General features: G+C 50.1%; 19 protein-coding genes. 7 read left to right on the top strand and 12 right to left on the bottom strand.

What is annotated here, in order from left to right; genetic code table 11:
* The first annotated feature begins 173 nt into the window (after positions 1-173).
* Entirely contained in the window at positions 174-2,261 is a 2,088-nt protein-coding gene (locus tag HJG54_RS32615; protein ID WP_316435990.1) for a dynamin family protein, read from the top strand.
* Between the two features lie 272 nt (positions 2,262-2,533).
* Here the strand turns inward: HJG54_RS32615 and HJG54_RS32610 are convergent, their stop codons facing one another.
* Positions 2,534-2,734 carry a hypothetical protein gene (locus HJG54_RS32610; protein WP_316435989.1) on the bottom strand — a complete coding sequence of 67 codons (201 nt, stop codon included), beginning with the start codon at positions 2,732-2,734 and terminating at the stop codon, positions 2,534-2,536.
* Between the two features lie 413 nt (positions 2,735-3,147).
* A complete protein-coding gene (locus HJG54_RS32605; protein WP_316435987.1) occupies positions 3,148-6,807 on the bottom strand; it encodes an NACHT domain-containing protein in 3,660 nt (1,219 codons plus the stop codon).
* Positions 6,808-7,332: 525 nt separating this feature from the next.
* On the opposite strand from HJG54_RS32605, the gene HJG54_RS32600 reads away from it, so the two are divergent.
* The 6 genes from HJG54_RS32600 to HJG54_RS32575 all read left to right on the top strand — a co-directional run bounded on the left by HJG54_RS32600 (position 7,333) and on the right by HJG54_RS32575 (position 14,043).
* Entirely contained in the window at positions 7,333-8,976 is a 1,644-nt protein-coding gene (locus HJG54_RS32600; protein WP_316435986.1) for an ABC transporter substrate-binding protein, read from the top strand.
* A 101-nt stretch (positions 8,977-9,077) separates the two neighbouring features.
* Entirely contained in the window at positions 9,078-10,001 is a 924-nt protein-coding gene (locus HJG54_RS32595) for an ABC transporter permease (RefSeq protein ID WP_316435985.1), read from the top strand.
* Between the two features lie 264 nt (positions 10,002-10,265).
* Complete coding sequence (nikC, locus tag HJG54_RS32590; RefSeq protein WP_316435984.1) at positions 10,266-11,147, top strand: nickel transporter permease; 882 nt, start codon at positions 10,266-10,268, stop codon at positions 11,145-11,147.
* 58 nt (positions 11,148-11,205) lie between these two features.
* A complete protein-coding gene (locus tag HJG54_RS32585) occupies positions 11,206-11,907 on the top strand; it encodes a DUF1028 domain-containing protein (RefSeq protein WP_316435983.1) in 702 nt (233 codons plus the stop codon).
* Between the two features lie 51 nt (positions 11,908-11,958).
* Positions 11,959-12,993, top strand: a complete 1,035-nt coding sequence (locus tag HJG54_RS32580; RefSeq protein WP_316435982.1) for an ABC transporter ATP-binding protein — start codon at positions 11,959-11,961, stop codon at positions 12,991-12,993.
* Positions 12,994-13,014: 21 nt separating this feature from the next.
* Complete coding sequence (locus HJG54_RS32575) at positions 13,015-14,043, top strand: dipeptide ABC transporter ATP-binding protein (protein WP_316435980.1); 1,029 nt, start codon at positions 13,015-13,017, stop codon at positions 14,041-14,043.
* 65 nt (positions 14,044-14,108) lie between these two features.
* On the opposite strand, the gene HJG54_RS32570 is transcribed toward HJG54_RS32575, so the two are convergent.
* From HJG54_RS32570 to HJG54_RS32525, 10 genes are all read right to left on the bottom strand, one after another.
* A complete protein-coding gene (locus HJG54_RS32570; protein ID WP_316435979.1) occupies positions 14,109-14,240 on the bottom strand; it encodes a hypothetical protein in 132 nt (43 codons plus the stop codon).
* Positions 14,241-14,347: 107 nt separating this feature from the next.
* Complete coding sequence (locus HJG54_RS32565; RefSeq protein WP_316435978.1) at positions 14,348-14,488, bottom strand: photosystem I reaction center subunit IX; 141 nt, start codon at positions 14,486-14,488, stop codon at positions 14,348-14,350.
* A 61-nt stretch (positions 14,489-14,549) separates the two neighbouring features.
* Positions 14,550-15,044 (bottom strand): Photosystem I reaction center subunit III, encoded by a 495-nt coding sequence (locus HJG54_RS32560; RefSeq protein WP_316435977.1) that lies wholly within the window; start codon positions 15,042-15,044, stop codon positions 14,550-14,552.
* 45 nt (positions 15,045-15,089) lie between these two features.
* On the bottom strand, positions 15,090-15,257 hold the full coding sequence (gene psaI, locus HJG54_RS32555; protein WP_316435976.1) for a photosystem I reaction center subunit VIII: 168 nt from the start codon (positions 15,255-15,257) through the stop codon (positions 15,090-15,092).
* Positions 15,258-15,673: 416 nt separating this feature from the next.
* Positions 15,674-16,243, bottom strand: coding sequence for a photosystem I reaction center subunit XI (locus HJG54_RS32550; protein WP_316435975.1), 570 nt, complete (start codon positions 16,241-16,243; stop codon positions 15,674-15,676).
* A gap of 275 nt (positions 16,244-16,518) precedes the next feature.
* A complete protein-coding gene (gene psaB / locus HJG54_RS32545; RefSeq protein ID WP_316435973.1) occupies positions 16,519-18,744 on the bottom strand; it encodes a photosystem I core protein PsaB in 2,226 nt (741 codons plus the stop codon).
* 361 nt (positions 18,745-19,105) lie between these two features.
* On the bottom strand, positions 19,106-21,460 hold the full coding sequence (gene psaA / locus HJG54_RS32540) for a photosystem I core protein PsaA (protein ID WP_316435972.1): 2,355 nt from the start codon (positions 21,458-21,460) through the stop codon (positions 19,106-19,108).
* A 112-nt stretch (positions 21,461-21,572) separates the two neighbouring features.
* Entirely contained in the window at positions 21,573-22,682 is a 1,110-nt protein-coding gene (locus HJG54_RS32535) for a photosystem II q(b) protein (protein ID WP_316435971.1), read from the bottom strand.
* 461 nt (positions 22,683-23,143) lie between these two features.
* Positions 23,144-23,518, bottom strand: a complete 375-nt coding sequence (locus HJG54_RS32530) for a response regulator (protein ID WP_036011395.1) — start codon at positions 23,516-23,518, stop codon at positions 23,144-23,146.
* Positions 23,515-26,229, bottom strand: coding sequence for an ATP-binding protein (locus HJG54_RS32525; protein ID WP_316435970.1), 2,715 nt, complete (start codon positions 26,227-26,229; stop codon positions 23,515-23,517). The genes HJG54_RS32530 and HJG54_RS32525 overlap by 4 nt, the downstream gene beginning before the upstream one ends.
* Between the last annotated feature and the right edge of the window lie 20 nt (positions 26,230-26,249).

The raw sequence follows: 26,249 nt of genomic DNA, 5'->3' as shown, positions 1-26,249 counted from the left end.
CTTGAAACCAAGGAATAGAAAAGGATGGGAATCATCTAGTCTTGTGGATCCAAGAATTGACTCGACAGATTTGCGGAAGCATTCACCTGGAAATGACTCATGGCTCTGGTGCACCAGTTTAGACGGGATGACACCGGTTTTTGGCCTATCGTATTTCCACCTAAGGAGTTTCAATGGCTGACAAAGCTGAAAGTTTGATTCATGATTTAGACAAAGTTGCCAAAGCTCGACAAGAGTTTGCTGGATATTTGCAGGAGATTGCCGGCACCCTAACCGAAGCAGAGCAGATTGGCGAAACCGCCTCCGGCAAGCTGGGATTGGAAACCACCATCGAGGATTTGGAGTTGGTGAGCCGCAATTTGGGCGAAGGGGTGTTCCGACTGCTGGTGCTGGGCGACATGAAACGGGGCAAAAGCACATTCCTGAATGCGCTGATTGGGGAAAATGTGCTGCCAACGGATGTCAACCCCTGTACGGCAGTGCTAACGGTGCTCAGCTATGGGCAAGACAAGCAGGTCACCGTTCATTTCAAAGATGGGCGAGCACCCGAATTGCTGGATTTTGACAGCTTCAAACAGCGCTACACGATTCCGCCAGAAGTCGCCAAAACGCTGCAAGAGCAAGGTATTTCTGCCTTTCCCGATGTGGCCTATGCCGAGGTGCAATATCCGCTCACTCTACTGGAAAAGGGCGTGCAGATCATCGACAGTCCGGGATTGAACGACACCGAACAGCGCAATCAGTTGACGCTGGGGTATATCAACAACTGCCACGCGATTTTATTTGTGCTCAGCGCTACGCAACCGTATACGTTAGGCGAACAGCGCTATCTAGAGAACTACATTAAAGATCGAGGATTGTCCGTATTCTTCTTGATCAACCACTGGGACGAAATCCAGAATCGTTTGATTGATCCGAACGATTATGCTGCTTTGCAGGAAGCAGAGGAACGGGTACGACAAGTCTTTAGAACGAATCTGACACCTTACTGTCAGGTAGAAGGAGAAGACCGCTATGACGATCGCGTATTTGAAATTTCTTCGCTGAATGCATTGCGGCAACGATTAAAACATGAATCGCTGGATGGTACAGACTTCTCGGAATTCATCACCGCGCTGAATCACTTTTTAACCAAGGAGCGAGCCATTTCTGAATTGCGGCAGGCCAAATTGATGGCTCGCCAAGCCTACCGTACTGTGCATGAAGCTTGCGATCGCCGTATTCCCTTGTTAAGCGAAAGCGTTCAAGACCTGCGGCAAAAAATTCGCTCGGTGCAACCAGAATTTGATCAACTCGTCACCATCCGCGACCAGTTCAAAGACGAGATTCGGATTGTGGGTGAGCGGCAGGCCAGCACTATTTCCAACTCGTTCCGCACCTACCTACCAGAGTTAGCCTCTAGCTTTGAAGTCGATTTTAGCCGCTATCAGCCGGAGCTAAAGTTCTTCGACTTTTTGCAGAAGGGCAAACGGCAAGAGTTCGAGGCATCTCTGCGTCTAGCGTTTGAGAAATATTTGTTGGACAAAATTGCCGCCTGGAGTTTGACCGCCCAGCAGCAGTTGGATGCTAGTTTTCTCGACTTAGCCAAAAGCGCGACCCAATATGGCGAATCCTATACCCAAGTCACTGATCGCATCACCGAAAAACTCACAGGTCAGAAGGTGATTCCCAACGCCAACCTGAGTGCCGAAGATACCTCGCCTCGCTGGGCTAAGTGGGCTGTGGGTCTATACGCGCTCACCACCGGCGATGTGGGGACGATCGCGATGGCGGGAACGGGTGTATTTAACTGGAAGCAAATTCTGCTCAACTTTAGCGGTGCGGTGCTGCTGACCTCGATGCTGTATGCTGTAACGGGCGTATTTCTGGGACCTGTAGGCATGGCCTTAGCCGGTCTGAGCCTGGGCAGTTTCTCAGCTGAAATGGCTCGCCGCAAGGTGGTGGAAACCATGAAGGCAGAACTGATCAAGCTACTGCCCCAAATTGCTCAAGAGCAGTCATTCCAGGTGTATCAAGCCGTCAAGGAATGTTTTGACACCTATCAGCAAGAAGTCGTCAAGCGGATGAATAAAGACATTCAATCTCGTAAGGTGGAACTGGATGAACTGGTACGGCAGAAAGAAGATCACGAAATCAACCAACAGGTAGAAGAGCGTCGTCTAAACCTGCTGGATAACACGGTGCTAACTCAACTACATGAAGTAGAAGATGCCTACGATTATTTAATCGGGCAACCGATGCCGTTGATGAGTGCGGCGTAATAGATGTAGAAGCCAGAAGACAGGAGTCAGAACGTTTGTTAAATCTGGTTGATTGACCAGCAGGGCTGTAGGGACAAAGCATCTGCCAAATAATCTAGAGCGCAAGTATATAGATCTATCAACAAATGCTTTGTCCTTACTTTGTCCTGACCTGAGGGCAATCATTCGTTCGACATTGCCAGAAGTTAGAAGCCAAAAAAGAGGCTAGTCGCTGTGCGCGACTAGGAAAAATCTCTCTTCTCCTGGTTTCTGGTTTCTGGTGCCTGACTCTTCTACCGGATTAATATCGTCATGTATTTGTCGCGGCCAAAGGGAGCCGGAATCAGCGGCGTGAAGCGCGAACGGTCGGTGGCGATGCGCTTGACGTAGAACTCGTTGATCTGGTGGATCAGCTGATCTCTGGTACCGATAATCCAGATTTGCACGCCAGCCTGATCGCCTGCGTTGAGCAGTTCGTTAAATTCAGTAGTCATTTGGTTTAGCCTCGCTTGATCAGATTTCGTTGAAGAAATCGCTCAAGGCAGGATGCCCTGACTGCTGTTTGCATTAAGCGATGCCGCGAAGGTTGCACTTTACAGTACAATCAACACAGCCTTGCTTCCTGCCGTGACAGGAAGTCAGGTGAGCTGGTCCTTAAGTGCTGCGAACACTTCTGGATCAGCGCCCCGGTTAGTCGCCTTGAGCGGGCAGCCTAGCCTTCTTCCGGGACCGAGAACAACTAGTAAAGCAAAGCATAAACCAAAAGCGGTGTAAACACAACCGAGTCACAGCATTTGTCAACAATTGTTGAGTCTGGACATTTCTTTGTATCGTCTTACTGTTGGGACGCTGTTTCATGAAAGCGTTACTTATGACGCTTCCCTATGAGAGCAACCGTGCAACATTATCAATCCTCAATTGCACCCAGCCCTTTCAGCATTACTTTTTGAGTTTCAGTTAATCCAGTCACGCCTGTAATGTTCAATCTTTCGTAGGGCCGTTTGACGCGCAGTGTTTTCCAACATTCCCCACGGTTGACCCACCAGAGTTTGATGGTTTCGTCCCGACTGCCGCTAGCAAGCATCGTTCCATCGGGACTAAAGGCGACAGAAAACACTAGGTTAGTATGACCTCTTAATGTATTCAGACAAGTGCCACTGCTAACCTGCCAGAGGCGAATTGTTTGATCGGCGCTGCCGCTGGCGATCAGTTGACTGTCTGGACTGAATGTGGCTAGAAAAATGGCGCTGGTATGTCCGCTGAAGGTGTGCAGACAATCACCTGTGTCCCGGTGCCAAAGTTTGATGGTTTGATCGGCGCTGCTGCTAGCTAACCATTGGCCATCGGAACTAAATGAGACCGAGGTGACGCTGCTGCTATGTCCTTGCAGCTTGGTCAAACATTCTCCTGTATGGGCATCCCAAAGATGAATTGCCTGATCATCGCCACAGCTAGCGATCTGTTGGCCATCGGGGCTGAAAACAACAGACCAGATCCAGTTTTTGTGACCCCGCCAAGTTTTGATGCATTCGCCAGTTTCGATATGCCATAACTTGAGATAGCAGTCGCCGCCACCGCTTAGCAGCAGTTGATTGTCTGGGCTAAAGGCAATTGAACGCACCCAGGAGGTATGACCTTGTAGAACAGGGCCGCATTCTCCGGTACTGACTCGCCACAGACGAATCGTTTGGTCAAAGCCGCCGCCACCCAACCAGTGACCGTCGGGACTAAAGGCCACCGACAGTAGCGCACTCGTCGCTCCATGCAGAATTTTGACGCATTCTCCGCTGCTGATATCCCACAGGCGAGCGCTATGATCTTCGTTGCTGCTGGCTAATTGATGACCGTCTGGGCTAAAGGCCACCGACTGCACCCAACTGGCGTATCCCCGCAATGTCTTGATGCATTGCCCTGTATTCAGATCCCACAGCCGCACGGTTTGATCCTCACTGCCGCTGGCCAGCGTAATCCCATCTGAATTAAAGGCCACCGACTGCACCCAACTGGTGTGTCCTTGCAGCGTCTGCAAACATTGGCCCGTTTCAGGCTGCCACACCTTCACCGTCTGATCTTGACTGCCGCTGATCAACGTCTGACCGTCTGGACTAAAAGCTACTGACCAGACCCAATGGCAATGCCCTTTCAAAATTTGCCAGCAGTCACCGGTTTTGACATCCCAGAGACGAATCGTCTGATCTTCACTGGCGCTAGCTATTGTTCCTCCATCGGGGCTAAAGGCCAATGAGGTGACCCGACTACTGTGCCCCCATAGGGTTTTCCAGCAATCTCCGCTGCGAGTGTTCCAAAGCCGCAATAGATGATCATCTCCAGCACTGACGAGCAGATTACTGACTGGACTAAAGGCCACCGAACAAACCCAGCTATTGTGACCGGTGAGAATTTTCAAACAGCGCCCAGAGCGTAGGCTCCAAAGCCGAATTGTGTGGTCCTCGCTGGCACTTGCCAAGATCTGCCCATTCCGGCTAAACGCAATCGACCACACCCAACTCTGATGGCCCGTAAAGGTTTGCAGACATTTGCCGCTGCTGGGATCCCAGAGCTTAACACTATGATCTTCACTGGCGCTGGCTAAATAGCGTCCGTCTGGACTAAAGCTCACTAAACAAACCCAGCTTCCATATCCTTCACAGGTGAGAATTTGTCTGCCATCTGCAACCTGCCAGAGCTGAATCGTGCCATTGATATCACTCGTTGCCAACTGTTTACCATCAGGGCTAAACGCTACAGATAACGCACCACCTAATGGTTTGGTGAAGGTCGAACGAGACAGATCGGCTCTGCTAAAGTTAACATCCTGGAGATGAACGCCCTGAAGGTCGGCTTGCCAGATGGTGAGATTGGAAAAATCGGACCCGGTCAAATCAATTTGTAAATAAGTCAAGATATTGAGCAGATTTCCCGCTGCATAGCCTGGTTTAGCCTCCTGATGCAGCAGGGAAATTAATTGACGCAAATGGTGCTCTAGACGCGGCTTCGTCTGAAAATGATGGTGGAGCAAATCCACCAAGGGTTGCAAAAATCGCTGTGTTTGCATTTCCCGAATGTAGTCTTTGGTTTGGGCTTTGATCAGGGAATGGCTGTGAAATACTTGCAGCGATTGATTAATAATTTCCTGATAAACTTGCCTCACCAACTGCTCACCCAAATACTCCATCATCAAGAATGACAACGTGAATAAAGGCGATTGCTTGGCGACTAATGCTGGAAACGCCAGTTCAATCAACGAACGACGCAGTAGGGAATCTATAGCTTCTAGTAATGCCGATTGTGGAACGCTAGAGAGTAAATCCGCTTGTAATTCTGGCAGAGATACTGGCTCGATATGGATTGCTAGCCAATAAATTAACTCTGTCTCTAGTGGAGATAGGCGATTGAACTGTTGATCGAGTAAGTCTCGCACCGCGCCAAACACCAGCGTCCCCTGTAGACATAAGCGGAGATTGCCTGCAAATAAGCGTTGAATTGCAGATACGGCATATTTGATGATCAGAGGATTACCTGCACAGCGGCGATGCAACTCTTGCCAATCCTGATCGCTACCAACCAATGTGCCTTTGATCGCCGGACTGGCTTGAATATCAGCGAATCCTAATCCAGTTAAGGACAAAATCCGCACGCTTGTTCCTTCAAGCTGAGCTATTTCCCGCGGAGTTTCACGACTTGTGAGCAGTAGGCAGCTTTGATGCAAAGTCTCGCTAATCTGTCGCAGCCATTGGCCGTAATTTTGGTAGCCATTGCGGTAGTGACCAGTCCCATCAAATCTGGCTCCATTGGGAGCGCTGTCCTGAAATAGGTGATCAACACCATCTAAAACAATCAGACAGCGTTTCTGTTTTAGACAAACCAACAGTTGCGTGGTGATATCTCTCACTTCGACCGAAGCTGGTTCGATTGCATTGATCAGATCTCTCAGAAAGTCATTGAGTGGGGGAGCATGGGCCAGCGAGCGCCAGAGGATGAGCTCAAACCGATCCTGCTGTGTTAGCTGTTGTGTTAGTTTTGCCGCCAAAGCCGTTTTGCCAATTCCTCCCATCCCAACTAGTACCAAGATCCGGCAGTGTTGTTCGATCCAAGCCTGAAGTTGGGTTAACTCTTCCACCCGTCCGCAAAAGTGGGATACATCAATAGATACATCAATAGATACATCAATCAATTGATTAAACTGATTAAACCGAGAGTTGGGAAGAGCTACACCATTGGGAGCGGGTTGCTCTGGTCGGATGGAAGGTTTGGATGCGACTGGTGGCAACATGGTTTGCTGTCGATATTGCCGCTCCACCACGGTCTGGAGGTTAGCTTTCCGTATTTTTTCTTGAAACAACTCAGAGAGCAATCGCCACAGTTTGGGAGCAGCATCAAACTTCAAATAGTTTTCCGAATAGCCGAAGCGCTTGGCAATTTGACGATATTCTTGCCGCTGAGTCGACCAAGCCGACTGCAAGAGCGCAATTTGCAAGGGGGACAGAGGCTTACCCCCATGAGCAGCTAGCAAAGCATCGACAAAGGCAACGGCGGTTTCAGCCGTCAGTAACGGTTCCGAATTCATGGAATGGGCCGAAACACTCTCATGCTGATGACGCGATAACGATAGTTCAACCGTGAACGACTACCTCAACTTTTCTCAACTTTAAGTCAGTTAATTCTATCAAACTGTTACCCAGCGACCTTTTAGCCTGATCACCTCAACTTTTATTAACTTTTGGATGGCAATTCATAGTAGCGGCTAAACTGTTTAGCTCCAACTGAAAAGCTTGAAAGCTAGTTGAGAAGGGAGGTACATTTCCTTGCTGCGGCAGTCATTGCAACCGGCAAGCAAACCGATTCGTTAGAAAGTCTTAAGAAAAACCCTCAACTCCTGGATTAAAAATGGTTTTCCGCGATACATCCAGACTCAACTGATTTCGTAATGATCAAACACTATAGAACATTCAATGGTTGGAAATATCTGGTGTTGATGTTTGGCATTAATGGGCAATGGTTCCGCATCTTGACGCCACACTCATAACAATTTTTTTCGGCGGCTTTCCTATCTACTTCCATCTACTTCCATCTACTGAGGATGAAAACTCTAATGTTGCAAGATACTTCTCGTGTTGGAACTAAATCGTTACGACGATCGCTCTGGGGTTTAGTTTTAGCAGCTTTGGCCCTAACGGCTTGTACGAATAACGCATCGAATAGTGCATCGAATAGCACCAACACTGGCACAGGATCCGAATCCGCTCAAGCAGGTGGTGCTTTGGTCTGGGCACGCTATGGCGATGCCGATTCACTCGATCCCCAACGCACCACCACCACACTATCTTGGCAAATCTTTGACCAACTCTATGATACGCTGCTGGCCTTCAACGATCAGGGTGAGATTGTGCCTAACCTGGCTAAATCTTGGCAAGTCAGCAAAGATGGCAAGGAAGTTACATTCACACTAAACGAAGGCATTACCTGTCATGATGGCAGTGCCTTTGACGCCACCGATGTGAAATATACGGCAGAGCGAGCCACTGATGCTAAAAATCCCAGCGTCACTAAAGGAGCCTGGGGACCAATTGCTGCGGTTGAAGTCGTTGATCCGCAGACGGTTCGCTTCAAGTTTTCCAGTCCGTTTGGTGCGTTTGTTTCGTTTATGGCCGATCCGTTTGCCAGTATGCTCTGTGATAGTAACGAAGCGCTGGGCGATCAATTTGGCGTTTCTCAGGCCATTGGCACCGGACCTTGGAAACTGGTGAACTGGACAAAGGGCGACCAGATTGAACTCGAGAAGAATCCCGATTACAAGAAGTTTGGTCGTCCGGTGGAAAATCCGGGTGCGCCCTATCTGGACAAGTTGATTGTGCGCCAAATTCCAGAAGCGCAGGCACGTCTGGCTGGCTTGCAAACCGGAGAGGTGCAGTTAATTGTCAATCCACCGCTAGACGATCTAGATTCTGTTCGGAATGACTCAAACCTAGAGCTGCATGTGGCCAAAAACACCGGGCAAAACTTCTTCTTTGAGTTTACGATTTCCCGTCCGCCATTCAATGATATTCGAGCACGACAAGCGGTAGCCCATGCCGTTGATGTAGATGCAGCGATTCAGACAGCCTTTGGTGAAGGTTTAGTAGAGCGCGAAAAATGCCCGATCAGCCGTGGCGTATTTGGCAACGATCAGGACTTTTGTGGTCAATTCACCTACGAATATAATCCTGAAAAAGCGAAGCAGCTTTTAGCTGAAATGGGATACGGTCCTGACAAGCCGATGGAAGTGATCTTGATGACCTCAACCGGCGATAACCGGGAAAAAATGGTGCAGATCTTTCAGAGCCAGCTTGGGCAAGTTGGGATTAACGCGAAGATAGAAACTATGGATATTGGTTCACTGAATGCCCGCGTTAAGCAAGAGAACGAGAAAAAAGCGGGGGTCAGCACCTTCGATATGATGGATTGGGCTTGGTTCGATCCAGATATTCTCTATCAGCTCTGGCATTCTCCGGGAGCCTATAGTGGCTACCAAAGCAAAGAACTGGATACCCTGTTACAGAAAACACGAACGACTGTTGATCCAGAACAACGTAAACAGGCAGTCAATAACGCAATGGAGTATTTGCTGAAGAACGCAATCCATGTGCCTTTATACACGCCAGGTTCGCTCTGGGTCTATGCAACTCGCAAAGAAGTGCAGGGCTATAAAATTGGCCCGTTCAACCGCCCGGTTTTCAATGATGTGAGATTGCAATAGGTGAAATTGCAGTAAATTTCAAGAGCGATTCTCTTTAGGGCACGGTGCGATCGTGCTCGACTCAATTCCTGACAATTTCCACTGTTTAATCCCAAACGCCCATGACTCGCTATTTGATCAAACGCATCCTGGGTGGACTGCTCACCATTTGGATCACCACCATTGCTGTGACGCTGCTGATTCATCTCGTGCCGGGTGATCCAGTGCAGATTATGTATGCTCAGTCGCAGTCTACTACTCCTGAACAGCTTGAACAGATTCGCCATAATCTAGGACTCGATCGCCCGATTTATGAACAATACCTCATGTATATGGGACGCATTCTGCGTGGTGACTTCGGCACCACCATTCGCGGCAATCAGCCGGTTTTAGATTTATTGCTGGTGCGCCTTCCCAATACACTGTTGCTGGCCGTCGCTAGCCTGATCGTCACGATAGTAGTTGGCGTCACCGCTGGGTTTTTCGCAGCCTATAAGCGCGGCACCTGGATTGATACCACACTGATGACCGGAGCGATTTTAGGCATCTCCATCCCTAGCTTTTGGTTGGGGCTAATGCTAATTTACATCTTTTCGATTCGATTAGGCTGGCTGCCCGTTTCCGGCACCGATCTGAAAAACCTGATTCTACCCGCCCTGACACTGGGGTTAGCGAATGCAGCAGCCGTTTCCCGCCTCACCCGCTCCTCGATGCTAGATGTACTCTCGCAAGACTACATGAGAACGGCAAGAGCCAAAGGGCTAGGAGAAAATATTGTGTTATCTCGTCATGCCTTACGAAACGGATTGATTAACGTAGTGAATATGCTAGGGTTACAGTTCACCTACATGATGGGTGGCGCTATTGTAGTCGAGAATGTATTTGCCTGGAACGGGATTGGGCGATTGGCCATCCAATCTATCTTTCAACGCGATTACCCCACTATTCAGGGTTTTATTCTGATTTTTGCCACCGTTGTTGTTGTCGTTTCGATTCTTTTGGATCTAATTTATGTCTGGATCGATCCGCGCATTACCTATAGTTAGAGGATGTTTTAAAAGTCGCCATTGCGACCCGCCCCCCATAGCCCCACCAATTCTGGGGGCAATCAAGCCGAAGTTGGGTTTGAAAGTCTCCCAACTTTGGGGGATTTAGGGGGCGTGCAGTACTTTTGATACTTTTCAAACACCCTCTTAGACAAATACCTATGGTTAGACAAAATGGTTAGACAAAAGCGTCAGACAAAAGCGTCAGACAAAAGCGTCAGACAAATTAGTTAATCAGGACAGTGAAAACAGTTCGAGGAGCAAATGACTCAGCAACTCACTCCACCCATTTCATCCTCTCAAATTAGAGATCGGCGGCAATTTTTGCGAGTTCTGTTCCGGAGTCCGGGCGCAAAGCTTGGTGCTTTGATTCTGCTGGTGCTAATTCTGGTCGCTATTTTTGCTCCGTTGATTGCTCCCTTCGATCCAGCGCAAATGGGAGTAGGCAAAAATCTACAGCCGCCTAACGCGCAACACTGGTTCGGAACCGATGAGTTTGGGCGCGATCTGTTTAGCCGAGTTGTGTATGGCAGTCGCCTGACGCTGATGATTGGTATCATTGCTGTCGGCATTTCGATGACGGCTGGGGTTGTGATCGGGCTGGTGGCAGGCTATGCCGGAGGCTGGCTGGAAACAGTACTGATGCGGGCGATGGATGTCTTGTTCTCGTTCACCGAAACGCTGATTGCGTTAGCGGCTGTGGCGGTGCTGGGGCCGAGCCTCAAGAATGCCATGATTGCCGTTGGCATTAGCTCGATTCCGTTCTATGCTCGTGTCACCTATGGAGCAGTGCTGGTGGAGAAAAACAAAGAGTATTTCAAGGCGGCTCAATCGCTGGGTGCAAAACATTTTCGCTTAATTTTTCGCCATATTTTACCCAATGTTCTATCACCAATTATCGTAGTTGCTACTGTGGGCGTTTCAGTCGCTGTACTCTCTGCATCAGCGCTGTCGTTTTTAGGGTTGGGTGCGCAACCCCCCTCTCCGGAATGGGGTGCCATTCTGGCCGCTGGAAGAGACTATTTCAAACGAGCACCCTGGGTAACTACCTTTCCAGGCTTAGCAATTGCGATTACGGTGTTGGGGTTCAATCTGTTGGGGGATGGATTGCGAGAGGCGTTTGATCCGCAGCAGCGGCACTCTTAAGACACGCTTCACGCAAATCCAACTTAATGACATTCCAGATTTTGAGGATATCGATAGAATGACATTTTCGATTGTGGCGTGGGACCGGGCAACTGGGATGACGGGGGTAGCGGTTTCTACCAAAAATCTAGCCGTGGGGGCACTGGTTCCCTTTGCCCAGGCGCAGGTGGGAGCTGTGGCCACTCAGGCGCTGACCAATCCGCTCTGGGGTCGTCGTGGCCTTCAACTCTTGCAGAATTATGATGCCCAAACGGTGTTGGACATGTTGATTCACGACGATGCCGGACGTGAACATCGGCAGGTGCACCTGGTCGATCGCTTTGGCAACACAGCAGCTTGGACTGGGAAGGAATGTGTGGGTTGGGCAGGACATTTGTCGTTTCCCTATTGCTCGGTAGCCGGAAACATGCTGGTCAGCGAAGCCACCATTCAAGCGATGGCAACCGTTTACCAAGACAATAGTCAGGCAAAGTTTGTCGATCGGCTGCTGCTGGCGCTCGAAGCAGGACAGTTCGCAGGTGGCGATAAACGAGGCCGACAGTCTGCCGCGCTGTATGTAGTGCATACTGAAGTGTACGCTTATTTAGATTTGCGGGTGGATGATCATGTTAACCCAGTCATGGAGTTGCGCCGACTGTTTGAAGAATCTCAGCAGAACTATTACGTTTCTTTTCGACATGCGCTGCCCACGGCCCGCAATCCCGAAGGCCGCTTTAGCCGAGAATTGGTTGAAGCGCTGATTGCGGAACAGTCCACGTAAAAGTTTAGAAAAGATATACGTGAAAATTTATATAGAAGTCTATTTTGATTCATGAATCACCTGCTTGAAGTTCGGCAACTCCAAACTCGCTTTTTTACTCGGAATGGCGTCGTGCATGCGGTGAATGACGTTTCATTTCACGTTGACCAAGACGAAACGGTTGGCATTGTCGGTGAATCGGGATCGGGTAAAAGCATTACGATGCTATCGGTCATGCGGCTAATTGCCTCACCCCCTGGTCAAATTACAGGCGGTGAAGTACGGTTTGAAGGACGTGATTTGTTGAAGCTCAGTGATCAAGAAATTCGCAGCATTCGTGGCAACCAGATTGCAATGATTTTCCAAGACCCTATGTCTTCGCTTAACCCCGTGCTGCGGATCGAAAAACAAATGACCGAAGCAATTCAACTGCATCTGGGCATGACATCTACCGAGGCTAAAGCCAGAGCCATTCAGCTTCTACAATATGTGGGCATTCCCAACGCGGCTGAGCGGATTCGCAGTTATCCCCATCAGTTTTCGGGCGGGATGCGGCAGCGGGTAATGATTGCGATGGGCTTGGCTTGTAATCCCAAACTGCTGATTGCCGATGAGCCGACCACCGCCCTAGATGTCACCATTCAAGCTCAGATTGTAGAACTGGTGAAGCGACTCAAAGCCGAACTCGGCATGGCAGTAATCTGGATTACTCACGATCTGTCATTACTAGCTGGCCTGGCTGATCGTATCCTTGTCATGTACGCTGGCCAAATCATTGAACAAGCTCCACTGCGGCAACTCTACAAAAGTCCGCGCCATCCCTATACGATTGGTTTACTGCAAAGCATGCCGCGCCTGGATGCACAGCGACAAGCCGCTCTCCAGCCAATTGAAGGACTGCCACCCAATCTGATTCATTATCCGCAAGGCTGCCCATTTGCGCCGCGCTGCCGGTTTGCGATCGAGCAGTGTCACGTCAACGATCCCCCCCTAGAGTTGGTTGGCGATCATCACACGGTGGCCTGTTGGGTGAAGCCAGTCGGTGCCACCATTCTGCCAGAAACCAATCCTCACCCACCAACTCCCAATGCTCCGTTTGTCGCCTAACCCTATTTGCGCCCTAGCCCTATGATGCCATCTCAGACCAGCGATCAACTGACGCAGCCACAAACTGATACTCTGCTGCAGATCGAGAACTTGCAGGTTCACTTTCCCTTGATGCGCGGCATGCTGTTACAGCGCCGGGTCGGCTGGATCAAGGCTGTCGATGGATTATCGTTTGAAATCAAGCGAGGTGAAACACTGGCACTAGTGGGCGAATCGGGCTGTGGCAAAAGCACCACTGGACGCGCGATCCTCCAACTCCTGCGGCCAACCCAGGGTCAGGTTTTGTTTGAGCAAACCGAACTAACCAACCTCACTGGTGAATCCCTGCGGCAAATGCGGCGACATATGCAAATGATTTTCCAAGATCCCTATGCTTCACTGAATCCACGCATGACAATTGGAGATATTGTAGGTGAACCGCTAGAAATTTTTGATTTAGCCACAGGAGCCATCAAGCAAGCCCAGGTTCAACAACTCTTACAAACCGTTGGCTTGAGTCCAGAGGTGGTTCACCGCTACCCCCATGAGTTTTCGGGCGGACAGCGGCAGCGAATTGTGATTGCGCGTGCCCTTGCCGTTCGGCCAGATTTCATCGTGTGTGATGAACCAATTGCAGCTCTCGATGTCTCAGTTCAAGCCCAGGTCATTAACCTCATGCAGGCATTACAGCAGCAGTTTGGATTAACCTATCTGTTCATCGCCCATGACTTGAGCGTAGTTCGTCATATTTCCGATCGCATCGCAGTGATGTATCTAGGAAAAATTGTTGAGTTAGGGAATCGAGATGCTTTGTACAATACCCCTCTCCATCCCTACACTCAGGCGCTTTTATCCGCCGTACCAATCCCCGATCCCGATCTAGAAGCAACCCGTCAGCGCATTGTTTTGCAGGGAGATTTGCCTAGCCCAACCAATCCACCCCAAGGCTGTCGCTTTCATACCCGTTGCCCAGTGGCCATTGACCGCTGTCGGCAAGAACCAGAACCGCTATTTAAGGATGCTGGAGGCGGACATTATGTAGCCTGTCATCTAGTTGATGACTTCAGGTAATTCAGGAGGCCATAGAAGCTTCCTCACTGGTCTAGCTGACGAAGGGCCAAATGATTCTGATCGCATCAAATCAAAATTTCGGCATGATGAAATTTTTCGCCATACCGAAACCAGATTAGCCGCGCCTGATCCTCAGTTTTACTAACCACAGTAAACATCCACCCCTTCACCCCTTTACCCCTTCGCTCAACTGCCATAAAAAAATCTCCCATCTGTTACCATTACGGATCTCAGAAAGGGAGACTATCACCCTGTGGGCATGCGAGAAAAGGAGCATTGTTATCACTCGTCTCAACTTCCCGGATCAGGGAACCGAGTGAAAATAGGTGCCATACTGTAGGCCAGGAAAGAAGTGATTGAGTTGAATAAACAAGATCCAGACTGCTACAAAAGTGAGAATGCCCAGTACTGGAGCCATAGTGAGATATTTGGATAGATATTGCATGACGCTGACTCCTGAATGTTGACCTGAATGTTAAACAAAGGACGACGCAATTGAGCAGACTTTAGCGCGGCGAGACCGAAAGCGTTTCGTCGTCAGCAACCAGTTCTCCACTGAAGAATTCCTTGAGGGCAAACACAGGCCAAAGCAGTCCCTGCGAGAGGGATTGAATCGCCAGGGGAATACTGATGAAAATTTCTAGCGCCTCTGGATTCTTGGCTTTGTTAGATGCGCGTAAATAGGCCCTGCCTGACCAGCCGATGAAACCAGCTACATAGAAAAATATGCCAAAGGGAATCGCAACATCTACAGCCCGATCCAGTCGGTCGAGGGGCAAGTGGGGCAATCCATCAGGGCCACACAGCAATTCTGAAGAGTAAATCTCAAAGGGACGGGTGTAGTAGTAGTTGTCGGGGGCGCTGTTTTGACGCTGTTGAAATGCCGGAGAATCCTTACAAGGAATCAAGGTTGTATTCACAGCCACTGCATTAGAAACAGTGCTAAACCAAATAATTAGAACGAAGATCGGTAAAAATAAAATACGCAGCAGACGCATCATCTGTTCTCCTTCTATCTATTTCTCCTTCTATTAATGGGGTTGGCGTCAGGTTTCCTGCTCGACGTTTTCCTGTTCGACGTTTTCCCGCTCAATCCACAAAAACACCAGCGCAAAGACGGGAAATGGCAAAATATAAAATATCAACGGAATCATGATCCAAGGTAGCCATGCTCCAGCATAGGCACCGGTAAGTTCAGTTAAATTGGTTTCCATCGTTATGCCTCACTTGAGTTTGATGATTGATAGTCAGTAGATCGCAAATCCTGTTGAGATCCCCCCTTGCCCCCCTTATAAAAGGGGGGAACTGTGCAACCGAGCTGTACCGCAGTTTCTTAAAACCGACTTGGCTCTTGCCCCCCTTATAAAAGGGGGGAACTGTGCAACCCTGGTTTGAAGTCTCCCTTCCTCTACGCCGAAGGCGCATCTCCCTAGAGATTTAGGAGTATTGTGCTATGCACACGCTGCGCGAACGAACCCAAGTCTGGTGACCAAAATAAATTCATTTCCGATCTACTGATAATTCAGTGACAATTATTAACGAGAGCGGTAAATGGTCGTGGATAGTAGGAATCGATGGGTGGATGGGTATAGGGATGGGTGATGGTTACTGCTTAGCAACCAAGTGATAATCAGCTTAATCCCAACCAGGGAAATAACAACTGGCTGACATTGACACCACCGCGCAGAATCGAATCGAGATCGCTGAAGTTTTCTAACAGCAGATAGGCAAAAACCGCGCCACCCATCGAGCCAAGCAGCACCCCGCTACCAAGCTGAAACCAATCTTCTTTTTTGCGCAGCGGCCTCAGATCATCCTTAGAATGGGAGTTATAGGCTCCTCTCGGATCGCCCTGAAATGTGGCTAGCGCGAAAATAGAAATTCCTAGACAGGCTGAAACGGTAATGTAGATTGCAGTAATCAAACCACTTAGATTTGCGCCATGGGCAGTTTCCCGCAGCGGACCAACTACCACCTCAGGTCCAACCAAAAAATAGCCATGCGCCATGCCAATCTCTAGTCCGCGCATAAAGGGAGATAGCCCCGGACGATAGGCCGGTAAGTTGCGCAAGTAGGCTTTGACAATTGGAGAGTCATTGATTGGAGTGGAAAGATTGGCTCGCCAGACATCGCGGTGATCCGGCTGGATTGGATCATCACCTGCATAGGCAGCAGCAGGAGAAGAGATTTGAGTAGCCATGTTACTTGACCTGTTGAATATTCAAATGAATCAAATCATGAAGTTTTTGAACTGAATACGGAAAAGCGTATTAACCACTAAAAGGAATGATTGGGGGAAAGTCCTGATCACTACTTCTTGACCAGGACTCCTGAGACGAGGAGAGTCTCAAGCCTTCAAAAGTTTTGAATTTTAAGGTTTAAGTTTTGAATTGTTACGGAATCCAAAGTTATTTACCTTACGTCATTCAACTCAAAATCTAAAACTCAAAACTCAAAACTTAAATTTGTGAGTTGCTAGCCAAACTGACTCGCCGTGGACGCAATTAGGAAAGCTCCGTAGGTGGCAATGTAGCCGACCGTAAAGTGAGTCAAGCCGACTAAACGAGCCTGAACGATAGAGAGCGCCACGGGTTTGTCTTTGGGATAGCCAAAGGACAAGGGTGTATTTTCGTGCGCCCACATCAACGTTTCGATTAGCTCTTGCCAATAGCCCCGCCAGGTAATCAGGAACATAAAGCTAACAGCCCACGCCAAATGGCCAAACAGGAACATCCAGGACCAGACGGCTAAGGCATTCATGCCATAAGGGTTGTAGCCGTTAATCAACTGGGCCGAATTCAGCCAAAGGTAGTCGCGGAACCAGCCCATCAGATAGGTGGAGCTTTCGTTGAACTGCGCTACATTGCCCTGCCAAATGGTGAGATGCTTCCAGTGCCAGTAGAAAGTCACCCAGCCGAGGGTATTCAGCATCCAGAACATGGCGAGATAAAATGAATCCCAGGCTGAGATATCGCAGGTGCCGCCGCGCCCGGGTCCGTCACAAGGGAAGGAATAGCCGAAGTCTTTCTTGTCGGGCATTAGCTTGGAGCCACGGGCATCCAGTGCGCCTTTGACGAGAATCAGGGTCGTGACATGTAAACCCAGAGCAATCGCATGGTGGACGTAGAAATCGCCGGGGCCAATCGTCAAGAACAGCGAGTTGGTACCGGTGTTGATCGCATCGAGCCAGCCAGGCAGCCAAACGTTAGCATGGTTGGGCCAAGCGGTTGAGGCAATGCTATCGGGATTGGACAATAGCGTATTGATGCCGTAGAGCATCTTGCCGTGCGACGCCTGAATAAATTGGGCAAATACCGGCTCAATCAAAATCTGTTTCTCTGGACTGCCAAGGGCGACTTCGCAGTCGTTATGCACATACAAGCCCAAAGTGTGAAAACCGAGAAATAGCGATACCCAGCTCAAGTGAGAAATAATCGCCTCTTTATGTTGCAACATCCGATCGAGCACATTGCCTTTGTTTTGCACCGGATCGTAGTCGCGCACCAGGAAAATCGCGCCGTGGGCAAAGGCTCCTACCATCAAAAATCCGGCAATGTATTGGTGATGGGTATAGAGGGCCGCCATCGTCGTAAAGTCCCTGGAGATGAAGGCATAGGGCGGCATCGAGTACATGTGCTGGGCCGTCAGGGAACTGGCGACGCCAAGGGCTGCCAAGGCAAAGGCGAGCTGGAAGTGGAGTGAGTTGTTGTAGGTGTCATACAGTCCTTGGTGGGGCAAATTGAACTGACCTTCGCTCTTGCCCCCAAACAAACCGGCTTTGGAATCCAACATCTCCCGAATGTTGTGCCCAATACCCCAGTTCGTGCGATACATGTGTCCCGCGATAATAAAGATCACCGCAATCGCCAGATGGTGATGGGCCATATCGGTGAGCCAGAGGGACTGGGTTTGGGGATGGAAACCACCCAAGAAAGTGAGGATGGCCGTTCCCGCTCCATCGGCGCTGCTGAATACATGCTGGGCCGTATCGGGATTTTGAGCATAAGCGCCCCAGTTGCCTGTGAAGAGTGGCCCTAATCCTGCCGGATGGGGACGGTGAAACAGCAGATTATCCCAGCCGACATGTTGACCACGCGATTCGGGAATTGCCACATGAATCAGATGCCCAGCCCAGGCCAGCGAGCTAACGCCAAATAATCCAGCCAGGTGATGATTCAACCGCGATTCTGCATTTTTGAACCAGCTCAAACTGGGCCGGAACCGGGGCCGCAGATGTAGCCATCCAGCATAGAGAAACAGCGATGCCAACAAGATTAAAAACAATGCACCAGCGTATAACTCATTATTGGTGCGAATCCCAATCGTATACCACCAGTGATACACGCCGGAATAGCAGATATCAACCGGGTTGGCGGCTCCGGCTCGCGTAAAGGCCTGAATCGCAGATGGACCAAACTGCGCATCCCAAATTGCATGGGCAATTGGGCGAATTCGCAGCGGATCTTTGATCCATAATTCGTAATTACCTTGCCAAGCGACGTGAAAGACAATGCCAGACGCCCAGAGAAAGATAATGGCAAGATGACCAAAGTGAGACGCAAAAATCTTTTGATACAGATTCTCCTCGGTCATGCCATCGTGACTTTCAAAGTCATGGGCTGTAGCCATGGCATAGAATATTCGCCTGGTTGTTGGGTCTTGCTGTAGACCCTGGCTAAACTTAGGAAATTTGGTTGCCATAGTTTTGCAAGTTTGAATTCTGAGGTGCTAAGGTCTCGGAATATTGGTTTGAATTTCTTGATCCCCCTAAATCCCCTTACTCTGCGGGAAGGCTACGCCTATAAAAAGAGGACCTTCAAACTGGTTTTACTCGGTCTCCTCCTTTTGAAGCTACGGTATACACACAAATCGAAGATCCCCCCTACCCGCCCTAACCCAAAGGGGGGAACTGTAGGCGAAGCCTGGGCACAGCCCATACCAACCAGGGATTGAAGTCCCCCTTGATAAGGGGGATTTAGGGGGATCAAACCCTTGCATTGAGTCACGATCGAGATCTGTGTACACGGTGGCCCTTTTGAAGGGGGGCTAGGGGGGATCGGATCTACCCAATCGTTGCCATTCGGGCTAAGAAAAACGCCCAGGTCGTGACGATACCGCCCAACAGATAATGAGCGACCCCGACCGCCCGACCATGGACGATGCTCAGAGCGCGAGGTTGAATTGCAGGCGTGATGTGGAGTTTATTGTGTGCCCAGACAATCGATTCGATCAGCTCTTGCCAATAGCCGCGTCCGCTGAACAGGAACATCAGACTAAAGCCAAACACAAAGTGCCCACCCAAGAAGAGTAATCCATAGGCTGAGAGGGCACTGCCATAGGAACCAATCGCCTGCACCGACTGTGCCCACAAGAAGTCTCGTAGCCAGCCGTTATTGGTAATCGAGGAAACGGCAAAGTTACCGTTCGTCAAATGGGAAATGGTACCATCGGCGTTCACGACCCCCCAGACATCGGACTGCATCTTCCAGAAGAAGTGGAAAATTACCATCGACAGGGAGTTATACATCCAGAACAATCCTAGGAAAACATGATCCCATGCCGAAACTTGGCAAGTGCCGCCGCGTCCAGGGCCATCGCAGGGGAATCGGAAACCCAGGTTCGCCTTGTCGGGAATCAGACGAGAACTGCGAGCAAACAACACGCCTTTTAACAATACCAGAACGGTGACGTGAATCGTAAAGGCATGGATGTGATGAATCATGAAATCTGCTGTGCCTAAGGTAATTGGCATCATGGCTATTTTGCCACCCACAGCCACAATATCACCTCCCCAGACATGGCTGACTGGATTCATAATTCCAGGCGCTGTCGTGCCAATTCCAGATAGATCAATATTCCGCAGGCCACCAAATGTATTGCCAAGGGGCTGGGCCGCTTGCAGGTTAACCGCACCGATCGCCGCCGTGTGGATCTGCTGAATCCACTGGGCAAAAATGGGCTGAAGCTGAATTCCCGTATCCGAGAACATGTCTTGAGGCCGCCCAAAGGCCCGCATCGTGTCGTTATGACAGTACATAGCGAAGCTGTGGAAGCCCAAGAACTGACACACCCAGGCGAGGTGAGAAATGATGGCATCTCGGTGACGGATGACCCGGTCCAGCACATTGTTGACATGATCTGCCGGGTTATAGTCTCGCACCATGAAGATAGCTGCGTGAGCCGCTCCTCCAACAATGCAGAAGCCCGCAATCCAGACATGATGCGTAAATAGCGAAGTGACCGTGGCATAGTCGGTAGCCAGATAGGGATAGGGCGGCATGGCATACATATGATGTGCCACCAGCAAACTAGCGGTTCCCATCTGCACCAGGTGAATCGCCAGGTTGGCGTGCCAAGATGTCTCAAAGATTTTGTCGAGACCTCGATGGCCTACCGGTCCAATAAAATTGAACAAGGGGAACATCTTCGGAGTACGGGCATCATCCAGCAATTCTCTAAAGCTGTGCCCAATTCCCCAGTTGGTGCGGTAGAAGTGACCCGCAATGATGAACAGCACTGCAATGGCTAGATGGTGATGGGCCGTATCTGAGAGCCAGAGGCCACCCGTAACCGGGTTCAAGCCACCCTTGAAGGTGAGGAAGTCGGTATAAGCGCCCCAGTTGAGGGTAAAGAAAGGAGTCAACCCCTGGGCAAAGCTAGGATAAAGACTTGCCATCAACTCCCGATTTAGAATGAACTCATGCGGTAGCGGGATGTCCTTGAGCGGCACGCCCGCATCTAGCATTTTATTTGTGGGCAACGCAACGTGGATCTGATGCCCCGCCCAACCCAGCGCACCGCAGCCTAGCAAGCCTGCTAAGTGGTGGTTCATCATGGACTCCCAATTTTGGAACCATTCCAATTTGGGTGCCCGCACATGATAGTGAAACCAGCCGGCAAATAGCATCAGGGCTGCCATCACCAGTCCGCCCATGGCCGTGCAGAAGAGCTGGAACTCATTTGTGAACCCAGCAGCTCGCCAAAGTTGAAACAGCCCGGAGGTAATTTGGATGCCGTGGAAGCCACCGCCGACATCGGCATTGAGAATATCTTGGCCAAAAATATTCCAGACGACTTGGGCACTAGGTTTGATATGGAGTGGGTCTGCCATCCAGGCTGTAAAGTTGGAAAAGCGAGCACCGTGAAAATACATGCCACTTAACCAAATAAAGATGATGGCCAAATGGCCAAAATGAGCCGCGAAGATTTTGCGAGAAATATCTTGTAGATCGCTAGTGTGACTATCAAAATCATGAGCATCGGCATGGAGATTCCAGATCCAGGTTGTGGTTTTAGGTCCCCGTGCCAACGTGCGGTCAAAATGTCCAGGCTGCACCCACTTCTCAAACGAAGTAGGAACAGGATTGTTATCCACTTGGACTCTGGCTCGCCGTTGCTCTGGAGGAGTGATGGTCATGGAGTCGCTCCTTTAATGAGACAAAGGTGAAACATGAGAAGGTGAAATTGAAACAAAGGTGAGAAGGTGAGAAGGTGAGAAAGCAATGAAGGTGCAGTTTGTTTGAAACGATTTACCACGCATTCTCAGCTTCTAGGATGCTGGGAAACGTGTGAATCGTTCGATCATTAAAAGCCGCAATGCCCAAATTAGCCTGATGGATGCCGTCGGCCCAAGTGCGGATCACCTGCCCCTCTGAATCGACCACAGGAGAATGGTAAAAAATTCGATCAAAATTGAAGGCTGCTATATCGACCCCCAGAGCAGCAGACCAAATTCCCGCGACGGGCAAGGCGGCTAGGAAAAAGTGGACCGAGCGCGAGTTGGGGAAACTCATGCCCCGCCAAAATAGCTTTTGCTGAAAGCGCTGAGCCGCAGGAAAACTGTAGGTCGTTTCTCGTTGTCCCAAATAGTATCCAGCATTAGGAGATTGGTCAGCACCCGTGGTCCGAAACAGGGTAGACGTGACTAATGAACCATGCACGGCAGATAAAAACGAACCGCCGAAGACACCAATCACTCCCAACTGATGAAACGGATTCATCAAAATATTGTGATCCGCCTGGAATGTCATCATGAAGTTAAACGTACCTGAGATTCCCAACGGCATCCCAGCGGAAAAACTGCCTTGTCCAACCGGATAGATCAGTAGAACCGACATGGTTGCTGCTACAGGCGCAGTAAAAGCCAAAGAAATCCAGGGTCGCATTCCTAAGCGATAGCTGAGTTCCCATTCCCGATCCTGATAGCAAATAATCCCAATCAAGAAATGGAGAACAATCAGTTGATAGGGGCCACCATTAGTGAGCCACTCCTTGAGCGAACTCGCTTCCCAAATAGGATAAAAATGTAACCCAATCGCCGCTGAAGTCGGGACAACAGCTGCAGTAATGATATTATTACCATCCAACAGAGAACCAGAAAGCATTTCTCCGGTACCGTTAATGTCTACGGCTGGAGCAGCAATAATGGCAACTACAAATGTAATAGCAGCAGTCAACATAGTGGGGATCAACAGCACACCAAACCAACCGATATAGAGGCGATTTTCGGTGCTGGTAACCCATCGGCAAAACTGCTCCCAGGGCGAGATTCTAGGGCGTTGGATGGGCTGTTCAGCGATGGAGATTTGGTCAGGCTGATCGCTCTTAGCGACGCTGGCTCGACCAAACTGGATCAGCATGATAATAGTCGCTCCTTTTAATAAATTAAGCGTGTCGATTGCGAAGCACTTAGAGTTGCCGATTTATAAATCGATTCATCCATCAATCGGCTGAGTCTACTGCTTCGTACAACCGCTGTTTGAGCCAATTCGATCTAAAACGGTCTAGTCGTGGGTCTAGTTGTGAGCGTATCTATAACGTCAAGTTCTTCATTTTGAAGCGTAGGAGAAAAAGATGAAGAACTGATGGAGGTCAAAATTTGTTTTAGAAAACGTTACGAATTGGGCTGAACATAAAAACCTTGATTTCGCGCTTTTCCCTTAGCGTGTCACTACTAACGATAGAATTATCTTTAGTGAACAATCCAACTAACGTTGGCTTGATTTATTGTTGTTTGTTTCGATTTGTAAATTTAGGATTGATTCTAAACAGTTGATTCTAGACAGTTGATTCTAGACAGAGGAAGCCAGAGAACATTCCTTTACCGTATCTCCAAAACTTCAGCAATTTGGTCTGCTAAGGTCAATGGATCGTAGGGTTTTGTGATCACTCCAGCCACCTTGAGTTGGGCAAAGCGGCGTTGCTCATCGGGTTGGGCCTTAGCCGTTAGGAGAATCACCGGGATATGCTGGGTGCTGGGATGGGCTTGCAGTTGGGCAAAGGTGGCTAAACCATCCACATCGGGCATCATCACGTCTAGCAGAACAGCATCGGGGTGTTCGGCAACGGCTTTTTCGACTCCTTCCTGGCTAGAACAGGCGGTTGAAACCTTCCAGCCTTTGGCGACTTCTAGGCAGAGTTGGGTCGCCTCGCGGATATCTGGCTCATCTTCAATAATCAGAATATGTTTAGTCATAGTGTTGAGTCATGATGGTCGGGTGTGACTAACGGTAAGGTGAAACAGAACGTACTACCCTCTCCTAGCTTACTTTCTACCCAAATCTGCCCCTGGTGTTGCTGGACAATGCCGCGACAAATGGTCAACCCCAGTCCCGTTCCCCCCTGACTGCGAGAATTGGATGCATCTACCTGTTGAAATCGGTCGAAAATGGCTTCGAGTTGGTCAGCAGGAATGCCGACGCCCTGATCTTTAATTCGAAACAGCACATAATCTGGTTCTGCCTGGTGTAGCTCCGCAGTAAGGGAAACGACAGAACCGGAGGGTGAAAACTTGATGGCGTTATTGAGCAGATTGGTGAAGGTTTGAATAATCCGGTCTGGATCGGCCCAGAGGGTGACGGAGATGGGAGCAACCGAGAGCTGAATGCCTGCCTTCTCAGCCATCGCTCGCATGGCGTCGATCGATTGCAGCATCAGGTCAGCCGCGTTGCAAGTCTGCTTTTGCATCGGCATCTTGCCAAATTTGATTCGCTCGATATCGAGGATGTCACTAATCAACCGCACCAAGCGATTAGTATTAGAAAAAGCAATCTCCAACATGCGCTGACTTTTTTCAGGATAGCTGTTCAACCATCCGCTAGCGAGTAACCCCAATGTACTGCGAATTGAGGTGAGCGGTGTGCGCAACTCATGGCTGACAATCGAAACAAACTCGTCTTTCATTTGTTCAACTTGCTGACGCGCCGTAATGTCTTTGAACAAAACCACGGCTCCTACAATCTGGTCAGCTTCTCGAATCGGGCTACTGACATATTCCACCGGAAAGCTGGTGCCATCGGCTCGCTGAAACCGATCTTCGCTACAGTGGTGGGTAGTGCCATTGTGCATCGTCAGATAAATCGGGCTTTCTGCCGCCAAATACGGCGTACCGTCCGGCTTGGCATGGTGGAAAAACTGATGCATCCATTGCCCAATCAGGTGTTCGACTTCATAGCCCAGCAGTTTGGCAGCGGCTGGATTGGCAAAGGTGATGATGCCCTGGGTGTCGAGGCCATAGATGCCTTCGGCTACTGAATTGAGAATCAGCTCTAGTTGGTGCCCCAGGCGAACTAGGGTGGCTTGCGTTTGCTGCAATTTAGTCAGGGCGCGCTCCCGGTCAGCAATCTGCCGCGATAGTTCGCTGTTAGCCTGCTGTAGTTCCGCCGTGCGTTGCAAGACTCGCTGTTCCAACTCCGCATTCAGAGCAGAGATTTTTTGCTCGGCCTGCTTGCGCTGCTGAATATCCTGCTCCAGGGTACTGTTGAGGGTACAGACTTGCTGATAGAGCAGGTGCTGATGAATCGCCATTGCAAAGTGATCGGCCAGCGCTCGCACCAATTCCTGATCGGCAGTTGACCAGGGGTGGGATTGTCCTTGCTTTAACTCACGCCAGGTCTCAAACGAACGACGCGGACGCAACTGACGCGGATCATTGCGATCAATCCGTCCAGCCCAAATCCGTTCAAAATCAATTTCACCGCGAAATAAACTCAGGTATCCCAAAAACTGTTGCTGATAGTAGAGTCGCACAATTAGCAGCCCACGAATTTGAACCGTTAAAAAGGCGATTGCCAGGTCCGATGGCATCACGGCTCGGTAGAGGTCAGCAATCGCCCACAGGTTGCTCGAAACAGGGGCGGGTTCCTCCATTTCTAGCCAGGTTTGCCAGTGGGGGTGTTGTTCGAGGTGGGGGGAGGGAGATGGCGGCTCGTGAGCCTCGCCGAACGAGGAAGATGGCGGCTCGTGAGCCTCGCCGAACGAGGAAGATGGGGTGGGGGGGATGAGGAGGGAGGGAGGGTTGGTTGAGTTGCGGTTTGGGGGTGTATCCAGGTCTTGCAGCCAGGAAGCGGGGATTTGGGGTTGGGGGCCGGTGGTGAAGAGTTGGGGCGGGAATTGCCCGGATCTGTGGTCTGAAAAGTGGGAATGGAGATAGAGCCGTCCGCCGTTGGCCTGGAGTGCAATGACGGTTTGCTCTAGGACGGTTTGCAGCGGAATCTGGGGAGCCGCATGCAGCAGAGTGGCAATTTGGTTAATCGTCTGCTCCTGGTGGGCACGCAGGCGGGTCTGGCTGAGCAGATTGGATTGGGCAATAGCAATTTCTAACTGATCGGCAACTAACTGGACGAGGTGCAATTCTCGTTCGCCTAGCTGACGTGGCGTGGCGTGGTGGGAGACCAGCAAACCCCAGAGCCGTTCCTCAGCCAGGATGGGCACAACGAGAGAAGACTTGACCCCCATCGCGGTTAGGTATTCGACATGGCAGGGATCGACTTTGCGAAAGCGGATATCCATCATGGAACCGGGCTTGAAGGGGCTGATGCCGATCTGCTGCGTGGATACATTGACGATAGAACGCTGCCGGACGCTTAAAAACAGCTCTCTGGCCTCGCGGGGAATGTCTCCAGCTGGAAAATTGTGATGCAATAAGGAGGGCAGGCGCTGATCTCGAATCGCTTCGGCCACCACTTCCCCACTGCAGTCGCCATGAAAGCGATAAATTTTGACCCGATCGGTTCCCAAAAAAGAGCGCACCTCAGCCACCGTGGAAGCCAATATTTCCTCTAGCTCTAGCGATTGGCGAATGCGGCGGGTGATGCGATGCAACAACAGTGCAAACGAGTTGCGGTTCCCCAGCATGGCTTTCGCTGAGTAATCAGATAACTTTAGGGACGACTGTCTGGATCGCATTCCGGGTTGTATCCTCCTCT

The sequence above is a fragment of the Leptolyngbya sp. NK1-12 genome (assembly GCF_032598965.1).
Classification (GTDB): Bacteria; Cyanobacteriota; Cyanobacteriia; order Elainellales; family Elainellaceae; genus Elainella.
The sequence above is the reverse complement of the archived record's forward strand: the minus strand, read 5'-3'. Positions and strand labels throughout refer to the sequence as shown.